This window comes from Myxococcus sp. XM-1-1-1 (assembly GCF_020037095.1).
GTDB classification, from domain to species: domain Bacteria; phylum Myxococcota; class Myxococcia; order Myxococcales; family Myxococcaceae; genus Myxococcus; species Myxococcus fulvus.
The window spans coordinates 18,060-36,142 of record NZ_JAIQDH010000039.1 but is presented as its reverse complement, the minus strand read 5'-3'; the positions used below and the strand labels follow the sequence as shown (position 1 = coordinate 36,142).

Below are 18,083 nucleotides of genomic sequence, written 5' to 3'. Positions count from 1 at the left end.
GCTGGTGGTGTTCTGGGCGGGCCTTGCCGGGGCGCAGGGCGCGTCGATGGACGTGCCGTCGCTGGCGTCGACCATCGCCGGGCGCGTGTGCCAGGACACGGATGGTGACGGGCGCTGTGGCGCGGACGAGCCTGGCATCGCGCAGGTGCGCCTGGTGCTGGCGACGGGACGCGAGGTGCTCACCGATTCGCACGGGCGCTTCCACCTCACCGGCGTGGACGCGCGCGTGCCGGAGGTCACCCGAGGGCTGCACCTGCGGCCGGGGCGTCATCGGCTCAAGGTGGATGCGCGCTCATTGCCCGCGACGAGTCAGGTGACGCCGGAGGCCGCCACGGTGGAGGTGCCCTGGGGCGCCGTCGTCCTCCAGGACTTCGCGGTGCGCACGAGGCCCGCGTCGGCGTCGTCGCTGGGGCTGTCCTTCGAGCGCGCGCCGCCGGTGGCGAGCGTCGCGTCGGGCGAGGGCGCGGTGCTGTTCCGGGTGGCGGGGCAGGCGTCCGTGGGGGACCACGTGCGTGTGGGGGCCGCGGAGGCGGAGGTGGATGCGCGCGGCGGTTGGAGCGCGCGGGTGCCGCTCATCGCGGGCGCCAACGAGCTGGCCATCACCGCGACGGCGCCGGATGGCTCGGTGCGCCTGTATCGCCAGCGCATCGACGTCGTGCAGCGCGCCGAGGGCTGGCTGGTGGTGCCCAGGCCCCTGGAGCTCCTGGGCTCGGTGCGCCTCCCCGCGGCGCGTGACGAGCGCGCGGCCACCGGCGTCGCGCGAATGAAGGTCGAGGCCCGTGAGGGCACGCTGGTTCGCGGCGTGGGGCGAGAGCCCCTGTTCGTGGGGCCGGAGGGCTGGGTGGAGGTCCCCGTGACGCTGTCCCCGGGCCTCAACCGCGTGCCCCTGGTACTGGCCCCGCCGGGCGCGAGCGAGCGCGAGCTGCTGCTGGACATCCAGGCGGAGGCGCGGCCCTTCGCGGTGGCCCTGCTCGATGTCGAGGTGTCGTTCGCGCCGGGAGACAGCGACTGGCAGCTGCGAGGGCGAGGCTCCGCGCACGCCGAGCTGCGCCTGGGGCCCGTGGACGTGGTGGGCGAGGTGGACCTGCGCGACACGGACGCGCGCACGCTGCGCGGCAAGGAGCTCCCGGACTGGCTGCGTCCCCGGGTGCCCGAGCGCTTCGAGCGCGTGGCGGACCCGGACTTCTCTCCGGCGGAGTGGGGCGATGACTCGGTGTCGCTGACGCCGAACGCCTCCGAGGCCCGCCTGCGCGTCGAGGCCCGGCACGCGGAGCATGGCCGCGCGGGCCTGGGCACCTATCGCGCGCTGGTGCAGGACCGCGAGGTGGGCCGCTATCACCGTCCGCTCTTCGGTCCCTACGCGGAGCTGGCGACGTCGGCCGACGCGCGCGACGGAGCGCTCCGGGCCGGCGTGGACGCGTTCGGTGGAAGCCTCACCGACCCGACGCGAGGGCTCGCCGCGGTCCCCGCGCACGAGGAGCTCCGCGCCACGGGCGGCAGCCTCTACTACCTGGGCGCAGTGTCGGTGGCGGAGGGCTCGGAGTTGCTGCGCGTGGAGGTGCGCGACGGTGTCACGGGCCTGCCGTTGGCGGAGCGGCACCTGGTGCGAGGTCGCGACTACGACATCGACTACTTCGCGGGCCGCATCCTGCTGTCCCGGCCGCTGTCGTTCCTCGCGAGCGACACCTTCTTCCGGACGGACATGGTGACGCAGGCGCCGGAGCCGGTGCTCGTCGCGGACTACGCGGCGCTGCGCTCCATGGACACCGAGGACTCCGGCGGCGGTGAGCTGTGGGCCGAGTGGAAGGGCGCCCGCGTGGGGCTCGCCGCGGTGCGGGAGGGGCGCGGCGAGGGCCGACCCTACACGCTCTACTCCGGCCGGGCCTCGGCGCGTGTCGGTGGCTACGCGCTGGAGGCGGAGGGGGCTTCCAGTCGCGGCTCCGCGGTGGACGCGGGGCTCTTCGGCGTCTCGGATGACGGAGGGCTGAGCTATCTGCGTCCGACGGGCGCCGTCGCGACGGGCGGCGAGGCGCTGGGCCTGCGGCTGCGCGGTCCGGGGTTCTCCGGCGATGGCTCCGTGGATGCGTCCTACCGCTGGCGCGCGCGGGGCTTCTCGGATGGCGCGCACCTGGACGCGGCGCGCTTCCAGCAACTGGCGCTGCGGGTGCGTCAGCCCCTGGGCCGACTGCGCCTGTCGCTGCTCGCGGATGGACGTCAGTCGGCGGACCCGCGCGAGCCCTTCGTCGACCATCCCTTCTCCGCGAGCACCGTCGGCGCGAGCGTGGGGTGGGAGGAGGCCGACTGGGGCGTGAGCGTGGAGGCGCGCGACGCGCGCTTGAAGGCGGCCGAGGTCGTGGGGCAGGGCGAGGCGCTGACGGGAGGCCGCACCTCCGTGGGCGTCGCGGGCCGCTACCGGTTGCTCGAGGGACTGTGGCTCCAGGCGTCGCACCGGCAGATGCTGGCGCTGCATGGCGCGGGGCCCGGTCGGGTGGATGACACGTTCAGCGCGGCGGGCGTGGACGTGGCGCTGGGCCGCGACACGCGCGTGGACGTGCGCGGCGGCTGGGGGCCGGACCTGGGGCCCCGGGCCTGGGCCAACGTGGAGTCGCGTCGTGGCGCGGACGTGTACTACGGCGGCTACTCGGTGGACGTCGACGGGCCGGACTTCGGCGCGGGCCGGACGCTCACGGGCGCGCGCACGGAGCTGCCCGACAGCGGCACGGCGCTCTTCGTCGAGGAGGTGGGCCTGCATGATGCCTCCACCCTCCGCATGTCTCGCGCGGTGGGCTTCCAGAAGACGGTGCTCGACGGCTTGAGCGTGGGCGCGCGCTATGAGCGCGGCGTGCGCAGCCTGCTGGACCTGGACCCGCCGCTGCGGCGCGACGCGGGAGGCGTCTTCGGCCAGCTGCTCCTGAGCCGGCTGCGACTGGAGGGCCGCTTCGAGCTGCGTCGCGAGAAGGGCACGCCGGAGCGGGGCGCGACCGAGGCCGTGGACCGGCTGCAGACGGTGGTGGCGCTGGCGGCGGAGGCGGAGCTGCCGCGCGACGTGACGGCCTCCGGCCGTGTGGACTTCGCGCGCACCGTCAACGACGACGCGCTGGAGGCCCGGCTGCTGGAGGGCTACGCGGCGCTGGCCTGGAGGCCCGGTCCGTGGCTGGTGGTGGCGCGCTACGGTGTCACCCGAGAGCTGTTGCCGGGGACTCGGGCCGCGTTCGGAGACAGGGCGCTGCAGATCCTCTCGCTGATGCCCGCGGTGCGCCTGGGCGACCGGTTCTCCGTCGCGGCCGGGCTGCACGCGGGGCGCAGTGAGCTGCGGGGCTCGTCGCGGTGGGTGTGGACCGGCACGGTGCGTCCGGCGGTCCGGGTGGTGGGGGCCGTGGAGGTGGCGGCGGAGGCGGCGCGCAGGACGGCCTCCCTGGACGGAGAGCGGCTGACGGCGGTGCGGGCGGAAGTGGCCTATCGGATGGATGAGCGACTCCGGATGGCCGTGGGGTACACACTGCTGGGCTTCAGCGGCTTGGGTCTGGCCACCGAGTCGTCGGAGAATCAGGACCGGCTCTACCTGCGGGCGGAGCTCGCCTACTAGGAGTCTCGCGTGCGCGCCGGCATCCTCATCTGTCTCTGCGTGGGAGTGTCCGCGGTCGCCTCCGCGGAATGGAAGGTGGGGCCCGGCGTGCCGGGAGAGCCCCGGGACGTGCGGGCCTGGGGCCATGAGCGTGTGGCCCTGGCGCACTCCACGGGCGCCGAGCTCTTCGAGAACGAGGAGCAGGTGGCCTTCCGCTTCCTGTCTCCCGCGGTGGGCACCTTGCTGACGTCCACGGGCTGCTTCGCCGGCGTGCACGCGAATGGAACCCTCTACGCGTACGACAGCTGCCTGCCCGACTCCAAGTTCATCCCCGAGATTCCCACCTCCACCGTGTTCGATGTGCGCCGGGTGATGCAGACGCAGTCGGGGAGCAGCTACGCGGCCATCACCGTGGACACGAACGAAATCCTGGTGCTGGGCGCGACGCCGTCCGGCACCGGTGTGCTTCCCTGGAACACGCGCATCCTGCAGACGAGCCAGTTCAGGGCGACCTCGGTGATGGGGGTGACGGACACGGCGGGCGCGGTGCCGCACGCGCTCCTCCAGGTCGTCGGGCCGCCCAACCTCATCTACGTGCGCGGCGACCAGCGCCTGGCGGAGTTCAGCGTGCCCACCGCGCTGACGACGCTCCCGTTCCTGACGCTGGACCTCTTCGCCACGAGCGGTCCCCATCCCGTCGCGCTGCTGGGCAACCAGGACGGGCTCTTCCGGGGGCAGCTCACGTCGGGCGTGCCACCGAACGACACGTTCCAGCGCGTCACCCTGCATGGCTCGGGGCCGGTGAGCATCACGTCCGTGGACCTCACCACCGAGCAGGGCAGCGCCCGGGGGACGGGCTTCGGTCTGGCGGTGGGCGTCGACAGCAATGGGGAGCCGGTGGTCCTGGGCGCGGTGCCCACCGCGAGCGCGGCGGACTCGGGCACGACGTGGCGCATCCATCCCGCCTTCGCGGGCGCGTCGCTGCCCGTGTCGGCCCCGTTCAACCAGGTGTCCTGCGTGGACCCGACCTTCTGCGTGCTCACGCTGAGCAACATCGAGCCGAACGTCATCTACTACTCCAACGCCGCGGCGCCGGTGTTCGGCTCCTTCCCGGACCCGGTCCTCATCGACGAGCGCACCACGCGGACGCTGGACATCACCGCCACGGACCCCGACGGCGACGCGGTGCGCGTCTCCGTGGACGCGGCGCAGTCGACGCTGAACGTCAGCGCCACGCCTCGTCCGGACGCGGTGACGCTGACGCTCACCGCGCCCGAGGTCTGCGAGCCGACCACCACGCAGCTCATCGTCTTCGCCGCCGACGGCCTGGGCACGCATGACCGGCAGACCACGGTGAACGTGCGTGTCGAGAACACGGCGGGGCCCGCCACGCCGCGCGTGCAGCCCGCCCAGGCCTCGACGAGCGCGGGAGGCCCCTCGCGCGTCTTCACCGCGTCCCCCGGCGCGGGCTTGTGCGAGTCGGTGGACTACGTGTGGAGCTCGCCTCCGGGACAGCCCGTCCTGGTGACCGAGGGCAACGGTGGCAGCGCCACCTTCGTGCCGCCGGAGTTTTTGTGCGCGGCCTCCGGCGCGCGCTACACGTACGAGGTCCGCGCGAGGGACCGGGGCCAGACGCCTTCGCCGCCCACGACGTTCAGCGTGGACGTGCAGCCCTGGGGCCGTCCTTCGGCGCCCTTCGCGCCGGACGCGGTCCGCCGGTTCACCTCGGGCGAGAGCGTGGAGGTGCGTCCGGACTTCCTGCATCCGTGCGCCGGCGCGCAGGCGCTGCCCGGGGTCCAGACGGTGTGGCGGCTGGCGGACGGGAGCACCACCGTGCCTGCGGGGCTGACGGTGCGGGATGACGCTGGCGCCGCCGTCGACCTGTCCGCGCCCGTGACGGCGCGCGCGCTCCAGGTGTCGGCCGAGGGCTGCGCGAGCGCCTCGCTGACGTTCTCGGTGCGCAACCGCCTGTCGCTGCAGGACGGGACGGTGCTGGAGGGGCCGGAGGCGTGGGTGAAGGTGGAGGCGGCGCCTGCCCCCGAGGACGTCTCCGCCGCGAGCCTGGACCTGTCGATGCAGCTGTCGGGTGGCCAGGACGCGGAGGCGCGGCTGGGCACGTCGCTGCGCTGCCCGGGCGCCCACGCGCTCAAGGCGCGCGTGTTCCTGGAGTCCGCGTCCGGCGAGCCCATCGCCTCGGACGTCGTCCCCGTGCCCGGGGTGTGGCGCTTCACGCTCCCGGCGGTCTGCTCGGTGACGCCCTTCACGGTGCGCGGCGAGCTGTTCTCGGACGGGCCCACGCCCGTCGAGGCGGGGCGCGCGAGAGAGACCTTCACGGCGCAGGCGCGCCCGGTCGCGCTGGGGGAACTGGACGGTGAGGCGCTGGTGGCCCGATGTGGCGAGGGCGCGACGGCGCGGCTCACCCAGGAGATTCCCGCCGACGCCTGCAGCGAGGTCAGCCTGTCGTGGTCGCGCGAGTCCGGCCCGGCCCTCACGCAGGACTCCCTGTCGGGCCCGAGCGTCACGCTGAGCACGCGGGAGACGGGGCTGCAGGACCTGGTGGGCGAGTCCCTCAGCCTGCGCGTCACCGCCAGCGCGAGCGGCGGCGGTCAGGCGGACCGGGTGCACTCGGTGCCGATTGTCGCGGACCCCTTCGTCGACGTGCGCCATGAGACGGAGGCCGCCGCGGGACAGGAGACGGGCCTGGTGGGCGTGGTGGTGGCGCTGCGCAACACCACCGCGTGTGACGTGACAGGCCTGCGCTACGTCGAGCACGTCGAGGGCATGGACGTGGTGCCCGGCAGCGTGCGCGTGGAGGGACAGTCGCTCGCGGAGCAGGCGACGGAGGGCGGCTTCTCGGTGGAGGGCGTGTCGCTCCCGGCCCACGCGCAGCGCACGCTGACGTACGTGGCCCGGCCCCGGCTGTTGGGCTCGTCGCGCTTCAGCGGCGAGGTGTTCCTCAAGGGCGTCCCGGTGTCGGGGACCCTGGACCGTGAGCCGCCGTCGTCCTGTGGCTGCTCGCAGGGCGGCTCGGGCGCGGCGCTGTTCGGCCTGCTCGCGGTGGCTCGGCTGCTGCGCCGTCGCCGCGAGGGCTGACGGGGCGGCTCAGAGCCCGAAGGAGATGCGGTGACGGCGGCTGGGCGTCTCCGGCCGCTCCTCCAGCACCCCGAGCAGCTCCAGGCCCCGCAGCGTGGCGAGGGCCTGTCGCTCCGACACGTCCACCAGCGCGAGCAGATCCTCCACCGTCTTGCTCCCGTCGGCGTACGCGAGCAGCAGGGCCTGTGGACCCTGCAGCTTCAGCTCATGCAGGCCGTACGGCGGGTCGGCGGTGGGGAAGAGGCGACGTCCGGCGGACATGCGCTGGCGCAGCGCGACCAGCGTCTCCGTCTTCTCCACGCCCTCCAGAATCAAGTCGCCGGGGAAGACGGACAGCTTCACCAGGTCGGCGCGCTGGGGGCGCATCGCGCTGAAGCCGTACGCGCCCTCCGTCCAGGGGAAGGTGGACCAGAGCAGCTCGCGCACCTGCTCCTCGAGCAGCTGCTTGCGCCGGCCCGCGTCCAACAGGCCCAGGCGAATCATCGCCTCGCCCGTGCGCAGCCCCTGCTCCTTCGCGACGGTGGCGACCTCCGCGAGCCTCGCCTCGTCGAGCACACCCCGGCGCACGCAGAAGCGGCCGAAGCGCTCATGGGCCAGGTTGGAGGCGGCGTACACGATGCGGCCGGACTCGAAGTAGACGACCTTGAGCACGGAGCCCTGGCGCAGCTTCAGCTCGCCGTGGTGGCGCGACTCGTAATAGGCGTTGAGCAGCCGCGCGACGGACGTGTCCTTGAGGTCCCCCGCCAGCGACCACTCGGGCAGGGCGCGCCGGGCCTTCGCGGGCGCGGGCGTGGGGGACGCCTGCTCGCCGGACCACACCTTGCCCCGGTGGGCGAAGGGTAGGGGGAGCGCGGGCTCCTCGCTCTCCAGGCCGGGCAGCGGCGCGGAGTCGGGGATGGCCTGCATGGGCGAGCCCGCCTCCCCCGCGTCCTCCGGGGTGGGCATCAGCTCCTCCAGCACGATGAGGTCCGCGTCGTCGAGCAGCACGTCCTGCGCGGCCGCCTCGTCCACGGGGGGCGGGGCGCGCGGCACGGGCTCGAAGCCGCCGGCCTTCTCCAGCGCCTCCAGGACCTGGATGAGCTCGAAGGGCTTCTCGAAGAAGCCGCGGGCGCCGTGAATCTGCACGGCCTCCTGCGCGAACCGGTCCCCCTTGTAGACGCCGCTCACCGCGATGGCGGGGATGCCATGGGCGCGCAGGGCGCCGAGCACCTCGCTGCCCCGGATGTCGGGCAAGAGCAGGTCCACCAGCGCCGCGTCCCAGCGCGTGCCCGGGCTGAGCGCCTCCAGGGCGGCCTCGCCCGTGTGCACGGCGCGCGCGTCATGGCCCCGGCCCTGGGCCGAGGAGACGATGAGGGAGGCCAGCTCGTGGTTGTCCTCGACGATGAGCAGTCGCGCCATGGGCGGGCGGACCATACCATCGGGCCCCATGAACGTTCAGGGCTTCCACCACGTGGCAATCCAGGCGAGGGACGTCGAGCGGGTGACGGCGTTCTACAGGGACTTGCTGGGCTTTCCCGAGCTCGCCCGGCATCCGAGGCCGGACGGCACCTTGAGGAGCATCTGGGTGGGCGTGCCCGGGGGCGGCTTCCTGGCCATCGAGGCGTCGAGCGGCGAGCCCGAGGGTCGCCCCTTCCGCCACGAGCACCCGGGCCTGCTCCTGCTGGCGTTCCGCATCGCCCGCTCGGAGCGGGAGGGTGTGGTGTCCGAGCTTACTCAGGCGGGCGTGACGCTGGAGCACCAGACGAAGTGGACGGTGTACGTGCGAGACCCGGAGGGCAATCGCGTCGCGCTCAGTCATCATCCAGAGGACTAGGCGAGGGCGGCGGCGTGCTTGCGGAGGGGGATGGGGCACGGCTACAAGCCCGGCATGCGCCTGGGTGAACAGCTCCTGAAGGAAGGCCTCGTCACCGCCGAGGGACTGGAGGAGGCGCTCGAGGCCCAGGTGGTGCACGGCGGCCGGCTCGGGACGAACCTGGTGGAGCTGGGCCTGTTGTCCGAGCAGGACCTGGCGAAGACGCTGGGCGCGCTGCACAACGCCGCGTTCGCCTCCGGGGAGATGGTGCCGGACCCGAAGGCGCTGGAGCTGGTGCCGCCCAACCAGGCGGACGACAAGGAGCTGCTGCCCATGCGGGTGGACGCGACGCGGCTGAGCGTCGCGGTCGTCAACCCGCACGACTTCACGACGCTGGACGCGATTGCGTTCAAGACGGGCAAGCGCGTGGTGCCGGTGGTCATCCCCGAGTTCCGGATGAACCAGCTGCTGCGCCGCTACAGCAAGGCGTTCCGGCCCCTCCGGGCCATCGACATGAACGCGGTGCGGCCGCGCCCCAAGCCCGGCTCGCGGGAGGAGGTCGAGCTCGCGAAGTCGCGTGAGAAGCCGCCCGACCTGATGAGCGAGGAGGAGTTCCAGTCCCTCTACGCCCAGGCCCTGCGCGGCGGCGCGGACGGCGACGTCGACATCGAGGTGGGCGAGGAGGAGGTCATCACCGGCGTCGAGGTGCTCGAGGCGCCGCCGATGCCCGTGGCGCCGCCTCAGCCGCAGCGCCCCGTGGCGCCGCCTCCCGTGCAGATGGTGCAGCCTCCCGTGGCGCGGCCTCCGATGCAGGTGGGCGTGCCGGTGGCGCAGCCTCCGATTCAGGTGGGCGTGCCGGTAGCGCAGCCTCCGATTCAGGTGGGCGTGCCGGTGGCGCAGCCTCCGATGCAGGTGGCGCAGATGTCTCCCAGGCCGCCGGTGGCGCAGCCGCCCGTGGCCGCGGCGCCGCCGACGCCGCCCCCTCCCGCGCCGCCGCCGACGCCGCTGTCCTTCGCGGAGGCGCAGGCGGAGCTGTCGCGCAGCCTGGACCGCGAGGACGTGGCGCGCACGGTGCTGCGCTTCGCGATGGGCAAGTGGCGGCGCAACCTGCTGCTGTCGGTGCAGGGCAGCCTGGTGACGGGCTGGCACGGGATGGGCTCCGGCGTGCGCGAGTCGGCGGTGCGGCGCATCGGCGTGGCGCTGCGGGAGCAGAGCACGTTCCGGCTGGTGCGCGACACGCGCTCGCACTACGTGGGCCCGGTGCGCCGGGACGCGGCGATGGCCGTGTTCTACAAGCTGCTGGGCGGGGGCTTCCCGACGACGGCGGTCATCCTCCCGCTGCTGGTGCGGGGCAAGGTCGTGCACCTGCTCTACGTGGACAACGGCCCGGACCAGCTCACGCCGCCGGACGTGGGCGAGTTGATGATCCTCTCGCAGAGCGTGGGCCGCTCGTACGAGGCGATGATGCGTCGTCGCAAGAGCGCGTAGCGTCGCTCGGGATGAGCGAGACCGCGACGCGTGTTCGTGGTGGCCGCGAGATGGCGTCGTGAGAGGGCGCGCGCCGCGTCGGCATGACGGGTGCGGCGTCTCGGGAGCAAGGCTTGGAAGACGATGGCAACCACAAGACGGGGAGCGACCAGGCGCAGCTGCGCGCGCTCCTGGCCGCGATGGAGGCCGCCCACCAGGGTGACTTCTCGCGGCGCGTGCCCGTGTCGGGGACGCATCCGTTGCTGGACCGCATCGCGGAGACGTTCAACGCCGGGGCCGAGCGCTTCGTCCTGCTCACGCGCGAGGTGACCCGCGTCTCCCGAGAGGTGGGCGTGGAGGGTCGGCTGGGGAGCCTGGTCGACGTGCCGGATGCGTCGGGGGCGTGGCGGCAGCTGGTGGACGGCGTGAATGTGCTCGCCAGCAGCTTCACCGTGCAGGTGCGCGACCTCATCCGCGTCAGCGGCGCCGTGGCGCGGGGCGATTTGACGCAGACGCTGGAGGTGGATGTCCGGGGTGAGTCGCTGGAGCTGAAGACCCTCGTCAACACGATGGTGGAGCGGCTCACGGACTTCGCGCGGGAGGTGAACCGGGTGGCCCGGCAGGTGGGCGTGGAGGGGGCGAGCACGGACACGGGGGCCTCCGGCGTGTGGAAGGACCTGACGGACAACATGAGCTTCACGGAGAAGCTCGCGGTGGCGTCACGGCACAAGAGCGAGTTCCTGGCGAACATCAGCCACGAGCTGCGCACGCCGCTCAACAGCCTGCTCATCCTGGCGAAGGTCCTCTCGGAGGACTCGGACCATCGGCTGGGGCCTCGCGAGGCGGAGTACGCCCGGACCATTCACGCCTCGGGCGTGGACCTGCTGGACCTCATCAACGACCTGCTGGACCTGTCGAAGGTGGAGGCGGGGAAGCTGGAGGTCGTCGCGGAGGAGGTCTCGCTGGCGGAGGTGAAGTCGCTCGTCGAGCGGGACTTCGAGCACGTCGCGGACCAGAAGCGGTTGGGGTTCGGCGTGGTGTTGTCGGGTGGGCTGCCGCGCTCCCTGCGGACCGACTCGATGCGGCTGCGGCAGGTGCTGAGGAACCTGCTGTCGAACGCGTTCAAGTTCACGGACGTGGGGCGGGTGGAGCTTCGCGTCGCGCCCGTGGCGAAGGGGCTGTTCCACTTCGAGAGCGACGTGCTCAACCGCGCCGAGGCGGTGCTGGCGTTCAGCGTGGCGGACACGGGAATCGGCATCCCGCAGGACAAGCTGCAGCGCATCTTCGAGGCCTTCCAGCAGGCGGAGGCGGACACGAGCCGCAAGTACGGCGGCACGGGGCTGGGCCTGTCCATCAGCCGGGAGCTGGCGCGCCTGTTGGGCGGAGAGCTGCAGGTCGCGAGTGAGTCGGGGCGCGGCAGCACGTTCACGCTCTATCTGCCGGACGTCTACGTGGGCGCGGAGGTCGGGGGGCGCGACGCGGTGGTCGAGGCGGGCGTCGGCTCGCCGCTTCATCTGGAGGCGATGGAGTTGTCGGCGACCGACTTCGCCGGGGGCTCCCGGGAGGATGCGGAGTCGGAGGTGGCTGGGTGGGAGCCGGTGGACTCGCGTGAGGCGCTGATGCGTCAGGAGGCCTTGCTCGAGCGGCCCACGCGGCACCGGGTCCTCGTCGTGGACGACAACATCCGCGAGGTGTTCTCGCTCATCAGCGTCCTCGAGTCGCGAGGGCTGGAGAGCTTCCACGCGGAGAGCATGGGGGAGGCCCTGCGCGTCCTGTGGGACTCGCCCGAGGTGGATGGGGTGGTGCTGCTCGTGCCCATGACGGACGCGGGCTACGACGTCCTGCGGACGATGCGGAAGGACGCGCGCTTCGGAGCGCTGCCCATCGTCGTCGTCGCGTCGCAGCTGACCGACGAGGAGCGGGGACGGTGCCTCGCCGCCGGCGCGAGCGACTACGTGGCCCGCCCCGTGGATGCCCACCGCATCATGGAGTTGCTGAGGCTGGAGCCGCGTCTCGGCAGGTCGTGAGCGGCGTGGCCTGCGTCGCGATGCCCCCACCGGTGCGCCGCGCGCCCGCGCTGTCGGCGCGCGGCTTCGGTGGGGACCTCGGGTGAATCACTCCTCGGGCGGCGCCTCGAAGTCGACGTCGAACGAGATGCGCTGGCCGGGCTCGACCTTGAAGGTCTTCTGCCAGCGCGCGCCGTTCGCGATGACGAGGAGCTGGTGGGTGCCCTCGTAGACGTCCTGCTCCTCGACCGGCGCGGCGCCGATGAGCCGTCCATCGAGGGTGACGATGGCGTCCTTCGGCGCGCGCACGTTGAGGAAGGCCTTGTTCAGGTAGAGCTGCTGCGCGTTGCGCCCGTTCGCGGGGATGGTGAACGTGCGAGACAGCTGGATGCCGAGCACCGCGTTGGTCAGCGTGAACACGTGCCGTCCCGCCGGAAGCGACACGCTCAGCGGCGTGCGCCCGAGGAAGCCGCCCGGATAGGACACGTCCACGCGCGGGTCGACGGTGAGGTCCAGGTAGCCCATCGCGATGGCCTGGGCTCCCGCGTCCGTTCCCGCATCCGTCCCCGCGTCGCCGTCCCCTGCCGCCTGCGCCACGGTGGCGGGGCCGGCGTCCTCCAGCGAGGCCTCCACCTGCGTGGGCAGCCGCTGGACGATGACCGCCGCGCCCGCGAGCGCCAGCGCGGAGCCGACACCCACGATGGCGAGCCAGCCGCGCGAGGACTTCCTCGGCGCCGCCGCGCTCGTCGGAGGAGGCACGGGGCCCGCCGCGGTGGCGGTCGCGGGCTGGGTCGACGAACCCTGCGCGCTCGTCGCCACCGGCTGCCGCGAAGGTGCGCCGACGACGGGTGCGCTGCCCGTGCCCTCGGAGGACTTCGTCACCACGGCCGTGGGCTCGGGGGACTTCGCGGCCACGACCGTGCTGTCCGTGGGCTCGCCCGCCTTCGCGGCCACGGCCGTGCTGCCCGTGACTTCAGCGGCCGCGCTGACCGTGGGCGAGCTTCCCGTCGATTCGACGGCGGTCGATGAAGCACTGCTCGCGGGAGCCGAGGCCGGGCCCTCCGTGCTCACGGCCTGGGCCGCGCTCGTCGCAGCCGTGCTCGCGGGCTCCTTCGCCCCCTGCGCGGAGGAGGGCTCGGCGATCTGCACGTCGCTGCTTCCCCCCGACACGGCGGCCAGGATGGACAGCTGGCCCTGCATCGCCGGCCAGACCTTCGGGATGATGGCGGCGGGCAGGGCGCCGGTGGCGAGGAACTCCGCCACGGCCGGGGGCGGCACGCCCGTCTTCTGCAGCACGTCCGCGATGCCCGCGTCGATGACCCGGCGCCGCGCCGCGCGGGCCTCGTTCTCCGGCGGGAAGAGCTTGGCCAGGTAGTCGGCGAGCAGCGTGTGCGCGGGCAGCGTGCCCACGGCCTCGACGATGGCCTCGCGGAAGGCGTGCGCGGAGGCGTACCGGTCATACGCGCGCTTCGCCGTCGCCTTGCGCACCACCGCGTCCAGCTTCAGCGGCACGTCCTGCGACATCGTCGGCAGCGTGCGCGTGAGCGTGGCCTTGTCCGGGTCCGCGTTGTCCTTGAAGGGCATCTTCCCGGAGAGGCACTCGTGCAGCACGAGCCCCAACAGGAACACGTCCGACTGGACGTTCACCGCCTCGCGTCCGCCGAGCAGCTGCTCGGGAGCGCTGTACGCGCGGCGGTTCTTCACGCGCTTTCCGTCGCGCTCGCGCGGGGCCACGCTCAGCGCGCCGTAGCCCGTCACCTTCGTCAGGCCGCTGAAGGAGACCATCAGCGTCTCCGGCCGCACGTCGCCGTGCACCAGCGGCGTGCCGTCGTCGTTGCCGGCCATGTGCGCGTAGTGCAGGCCCGTGGCCGCGTCGGCCGCCACCAGCGCGGCCAGGGGCGGAGGCAGGCGCGGGCTCGCCTCCAGCACGCGACGCAGGGGCTCGCCGTCGGCGAACTCGGTGACGCGGGCCAGTCCCCCGTCCTGGGCCGCGAGGCTGTGGACGCGGAGGATGTTCGGGTGCTCGAAGACGAGCGCGCGGCTCGTCTCTCGCGTCAGCTTCGCCGTCAGCTCGGGGCTCTGGACCACCTCCTGGGGCGCCCAGATGAGGACGACAGGACGAGGAGGCAATCCATCTTCCAGGGCGAGCCCCAGGAAGGCTCGGGAGCCCGCCCCGGCGAGCAAGGGTCCAAGGGACAGGTAGCGCACGGTGCTCATGGGGCACGCATGCTAGTGCGAGATGCGCGCCCTTCGAAATCCGAGGAACCCGAACCCCAGCTCGGTCGGAGGGCAGCCCTACAGGCTCTGCCCTGTGTCCTGCTCGAAGGGCAGGGTGATGTGATAGCCGTAACGGCCCCGTCTCACGAGCAACAGGACGCTACGTCCGCGACGCGCGGTGAGCAGGGCCTCCTTGAAGGCGTCCGCCGTCGTCACCGGCTGGTTGTTCACCCGGAGGATGGTGTCCCCGGGCTCCAGCCCCACCTCCGCGGCCGCCGAACCCCCTCTGACGCCCGACAACGTCAGCACGCCCCGGTTCTCCTTCACCCGCAGTCCCAGCCTGTCCCAGGCGAGCGCCTCCACCATGCGCGCGGGGAACTCGGAGGGGGTGACCTGGACGGTGCGCGAGGCGCCTTCACGAAACAGCACCAGCGCGAAGGCGGAGCGGGCGGGGTAGCCGCGCACGCGGGTGTCGAAGTCCTCGGCGTCCTGGATGCGCGAGCCGCCCAGCTCCGCGACGATGTCCCCGCGCCGCACACCGGCCTGGGCCGCGGGGCTGCCGTCCTCCACGGCCGTCACCAGCGCGCCGTAGGAGCGGTCCCACCCGAGCTGTCGGGCCGCGCGCGGCGTCAGGTCCACCGCATCCATTCCCACCCACGCCGGGCGCAGCTTCCCGAAGCGGGTGAGCTCATCGACGATGCGGCGGACCTTGTCGGCGGGGATGGCGAAGCCGATGCCCTGCGCTCCGCCGCCGAAGATGGCGGTGTTGATGCCGATGATTTCGCCGTCCACGTTGAGCAGCGGTCCGCCCGAGTTGCCGGGGTTGATGGCCGCGTCCGTCTGGACGAAGTCGTTGTACACGCGGTTGTCGGCGCGGAAGGTGCGCCCCGTCGCGGACACCACGCCCGCCGTCACCGTCTTGCTCAGGCCGAACGGGCTGCCGATGGCGACCACCGTCTCGCCAATCATGAGGTCGGAGCTGATGCCCAGCTTCGCGATGGGCAGCGGTTCCTTCGTCGTCACCTTGAGCACGGCCAGGTCGTTGTTGGCGTCGCTGCCGATGACCTCCGCGTCGAGCGAGCGCCCATCCGCGAGCACCACGTGGATGGTGGACGCGCCCCGGATGACGTGGTCGTTGGTGACGATGATGCCCGTCGGGTCGATGATGACGCCGCTGCCCAGGCCCTGGATCTTCTGTCGCCCGCGCTCGCCGCGCTCACCCCCGAAGCCGCCGAAGAACTCCTCCAGCGGGGAGCGGCGGCGGAAGCGCGCCTCCACCTCCTGCTCGGTGCCGATGTAGACGACGGCCGGCGAGACCTTCTGGACGACCTCCACGACGGCGTCACGCCGCCGGGCCAGGTCCGCGCTCGCGCTCCCCGTGGCGATGAGCGCCGCCAGCAGGGTTGCCCACCTCATGACTCCACCCTTCATGTCACCCTCCGTGGGCCTCCAGCGGATTGTCCGGCGAAGGACAGGTGGACTGTCGGGAAGCCGGCGTCATTCCCACGATTCGCTGGAGGCGGTGCTGCGCCTTTCATAAACCACTCCGCACGTCCGTGAACGATTGCATCTCCGGGTGGTGGCCGTTCCCCGAGGATTCTCGCTTCATCCAAGGGGCAGGCCGAGTCCTGGCGGCGTGGCTTGGGGGCCACGCTGGTGCGGAGGAGCGGAAGCATGAGTCTGGTCCTGGTCGCGGATGATGAGCCCGCGGTGCTGGAGGTCCTCAGTCAGGTGGTCGAGGACCTGGGTCACGATGTGGTGAAGGCTCGCGATGGCGAGGAGGCCCTGGCCCTGGCCCGGACGCGTCGCCCACATCTGGTGGTGACGGACCACATGATGCCGCGCCTGAGCGGGGTGGAGCTCTGCCGCCGGCTCAAGCGCGACCCGGACCTGCACGGTGTGCCCGTCATCCTGCTGAGCGCGGTGTTGCCGCAGGGGGCGCCGGAGGCGGACGCGTTCCTCCACAAGCCGTTCGAAATCACCGACTTCGAGGCGCTCATCCACAAGTCGCTGGTGGACGCGCCGAAGGGGGCGGCGGTGGGCGGGGGGCTGCCATTGGGGGCGTGGGCGGCCCGGGCGCTGCAGGGGCCGCTGGATGAGGCGCGGCGGCAGCTGCGGCGGCTGGAGGCGGGGGCGTCGGTGGACGCCGCGGCGCTGGAGGTGCTGCACGCGCAGCTCGAGTCGATGGCCTCGGTGGCGACGGAGCTGGCGCGCCAGCAGGGTGTGGAGCCCTCGGTGGTGCGGAGCGTGCCCTTCGGCGTGCGATTGCCGAAGGGCGGGGTGAGCTGACGCTCAGGCCTTCTGGGACTTCAGCATCCAGCCAATCATCTTGTAGAGCAGGCGGGCGCCGACGTTGCCGTCCCACTCGCTGCCCTCGGGGTCGGGGGCCACCTCGGTCAGGTCGAAGCCGACGATGGTGCGCCCGGAGCGGACGACGCCGGCGATGAGGGCCACGGCCTCCGGGAAGGACAGGCCGCCGGGGACGGGGGTGCCGGTGTGGGGGCAGAGGACGGGGTCCAGGCCGTCGATGTCGAAGGACAGGTAGACCTGCTGGGGGAGTAGGGCGACCATCTCATCGACCTGGCGGTTCCAGGGCACGCCGTCGAAGCGCTTGTTCTGGAGGGCGGCGTCGAAGAAGCCGTGGACGCGGCCGTTGGAGTCCTCGATGTAGCGGTGCTCCTCCTGGCTCATGTCGCGCAGGCCGACCTGGACGAGCGTCTTCACGCCGGGGATGCGCTCGGCGACGTTGTACATGATGGAGGCGTGGGACCAGGTGAAGCCCTCGTAGGCGACGCGCAGATCGGCGTGGGCGTCCAGGTGGAGCACCCCGAGGCCGGGGTACTTCTCGGCGTGGGCGCGGATGATGCCGTAGGAGATGGAGTGGTCTCCGCCGACGGCGGCGACGCGCTTGCCCTGGTCGAGCCAGTGCTGGGTGGTGCGGTAGACCCACTCGTTCATCTGGTCGCAGAGGGCGTTGACGTCCTTGGCGGCGGCGAGGAGCTCGGCTTCACCGGAGTGGATGCCGCCGGCCTCGATGACGACCTGGGCGCGCTCCTTGGCGCGGGTGTTCCAGTCGCGCAGCTGCTGGGGCTCGGGGAGCATGGCGATGCCGCGCTCGTAGGGGCGGCCGGTCTCCACGTCGAAGAGGTCCACCTGGCGGCTGGCGTCGAGGACGGCGGCGGGGCCCTCGGAGGTGCCGCCGCCGTAGCTGGTGGTGGCCTCGAAGGGCACGGGGATGAGGACGACGTGCGCCTCGTCGGGAGAGTGGGGGAGTCCGAAGACGCCGGAGCCCGGCTGCGCCGCTGCGCTGGGGTCGAAGTGGGTGGCCATGGCGGCGGAGGATACGGACCCCGGGACGGGGCGCAACTGTCCGTTACGGACTGCGTCGGACGCCACACCGGCCGACGGGTTGGTCGTCGTCCTTCAGGCACTCATGGCGGCCATCGACCGGGTCACAGTCGCGGTCATCGGTGCACCCCGTGCCGGCCGGGCAGTCCATGCCAGTTCCTCCGCCCAGGGACGTCACGGTGAAGCCGGGGTTCACCACCGACTCGATGATGGGCTGATTGCCCTGGGGCCCTGGATGACGATGCTCCAACTCCAGACGTGTCCCTCCATCGGGTCGGCGGACGTTCAGTCGGAGGGCAGGCGGAGGCGCGAAGCTGCCTGCGTCCGGAGTGTCGCAGCCCTGCTTGGTCTCGTGGGTCGTAGCGTCACCGAGCGCGGAGAAGAGGTGGTCGGCCACGTCCATCCCGCTGCCCGGGGCAGAGGGTCTCACCTGGGCATGCGTGTCGAGGACCTCGCCATCGGTGTCGAACTCGAAGATGCAGCGGCCGACACCGTCGCTGACGATGAGGATTTCGCCATCCCGGACGCCCCCGTCCACCAGGTCGAGCATGATGACGCCTCGGGCGTGGGCAGGCTCCTGCTGATGGGTGCAGGT

11 protein-coding genes are annotated in these 18,083 nt (G+C 72.6%); 6 read left to right on the top strand and 5 right to left on the bottom strand.

Annotated elements, in window-relative coordinates:
• Positions 1-46 precede the first annotated feature (46 nt).
• Both K8640_RS40795 and K8640_RS40790 read left to right on the top strand, forming a co-directional pair.
• Positions 47-3,586 carry a flagellar motor protein gene (locus K8640_RS40795; protein ID WP_223752026.1) on the top strand — a complete coding sequence of 1,180 codons (3,540 nt, stop codon included), beginning with the start codon at positions 47-49 and terminating at the stop codon, positions 3,584-3,586.
• Between the two features lie 9 nt (positions 3,587-3,595).
• Positions 3,596-6,658, top strand: a complete 3,063-nt coding sequence (locus K8640_RS40790) for a hypothetical protein (protein ID WP_223752006.1) — start codon at positions 3,596-3,598, stop codon at positions 6,656-6,658.
• A gap of 9 nt (positions 6,659-6,667) precedes the next feature.
• Here the strand turns inward: K8640_RS40790 and K8640_RS40785 are convergent, their stop codons facing one another.
• The gene (locus K8640_RS40785) at positions 6,668-8,071 is read right to left on the bottom strand and encodes a response regulator (RefSeq protein WP_223752025.1); all 1,404 of its coding nucleotides are present in this window, start codon (positions 8,069-8,071) and stop codon (positions 6,668-6,670) included.
• A 13-nt stretch (positions 8,072-8,084) separates the two neighbouring features.
• Between K8640_RS40785 and K8640_RS40780 the strand changes: the two genes are divergently transcribed.
• From K8640_RS40780 to K8640_RS40770, 3 genes are all read left to right on the top strand, one after another.
• A complete protein-coding gene (locus K8640_RS40780; RefSeq protein ID WP_141323825.1) occupies positions 8,085-8,471 on the top strand; it encodes a VOC family protein in 387 nt (128 codons plus the stop codon).
• A 54-nt stretch (positions 8,472-8,525) separates the two neighbouring features.
• A complete protein-coding gene (locus K8640_RS40775; protein WP_223752005.1) occupies positions 8,526-9,938 on the top strand; it encodes a general secretion pathway protein GspE in 1,413 nt (470 codons plus the stop codon).
• A 113-nt stretch (positions 9,939-10,051) separates the two neighbouring features.
• Complete coding sequence (locus K8640_RS40770; protein ID WP_223752004.1) at positions 10,052-11,944, top strand: hybrid sensor histidine kinase/response regulator; 1,893 nt, start codon at positions 10,052-10,054, stop codon at positions 11,942-11,944.
• An 87-nt stretch (positions 11,945-12,031) separates the two neighbouring features.
• Here the strand turns inward: K8640_RS40770 and K8640_RS40765 are convergent, their stop codons facing one another.
• Together K8640_RS40765 and K8640_RS40760 are read right to left on the bottom strand one after the other, a co-directional pair.
• Positions 12,032-14,140: a protein kinase domain-containing protein gene (locus K8640_RS40765; RefSeq protein ID WP_223752003.1), complete on the bottom strand. Its 2,109-nt coding sequence runs from the start codon at positions 14,138-14,140 to the stop codon at positions 12,032-12,034.
• A gap of 78 nt (positions 14,141-14,218) precedes the next feature.
• A complete protein-coding gene (locus K8640_RS40760; protein ID WP_223752002.1) occupies positions 14,219-15,571 on the bottom strand; it encodes a trypsin-like peptidase domain-containing protein in 1,353 nt (450 codons plus the stop codon).
• Positions 15,572-15,814: 243 nt separating this feature from the next.
• On the opposite strand from K8640_RS40760, the gene K8640_RS40755 reads away from it, so the two are divergent.
• Entirely contained in the window at positions 15,815-16,429 is a 615-nt protein-coding gene (locus tag K8640_RS40755; protein WP_223752001.1) for a response regulator, read from the top strand.
• A gap of 3 nt (positions 16,430-16,432) precedes the next feature.
• Here the strand turns inward: K8640_RS40755 and speB are convergent, their stop codons facing one another.
• Entirely contained in the window at positions 16,433-17,470 is a 1,038-nt protein-coding gene (speB, locus tag K8640_RS40750) for an agmatinase (protein WP_223752000.1), read from the bottom strand.
• Between the two features lie 43 nt (positions 17,471-17,513).
• Positions 17,514-18,038, bottom strand: coding sequence for a hypothetical protein (locus tag K8640_RS40745; RefSeq protein WP_223752029.1), 525 nt, complete (start codon positions 18,036-18,038; stop codon positions 17,514-17,516).
• Positions 18,039-18,083 lie beyond the last annotated feature (45 nt).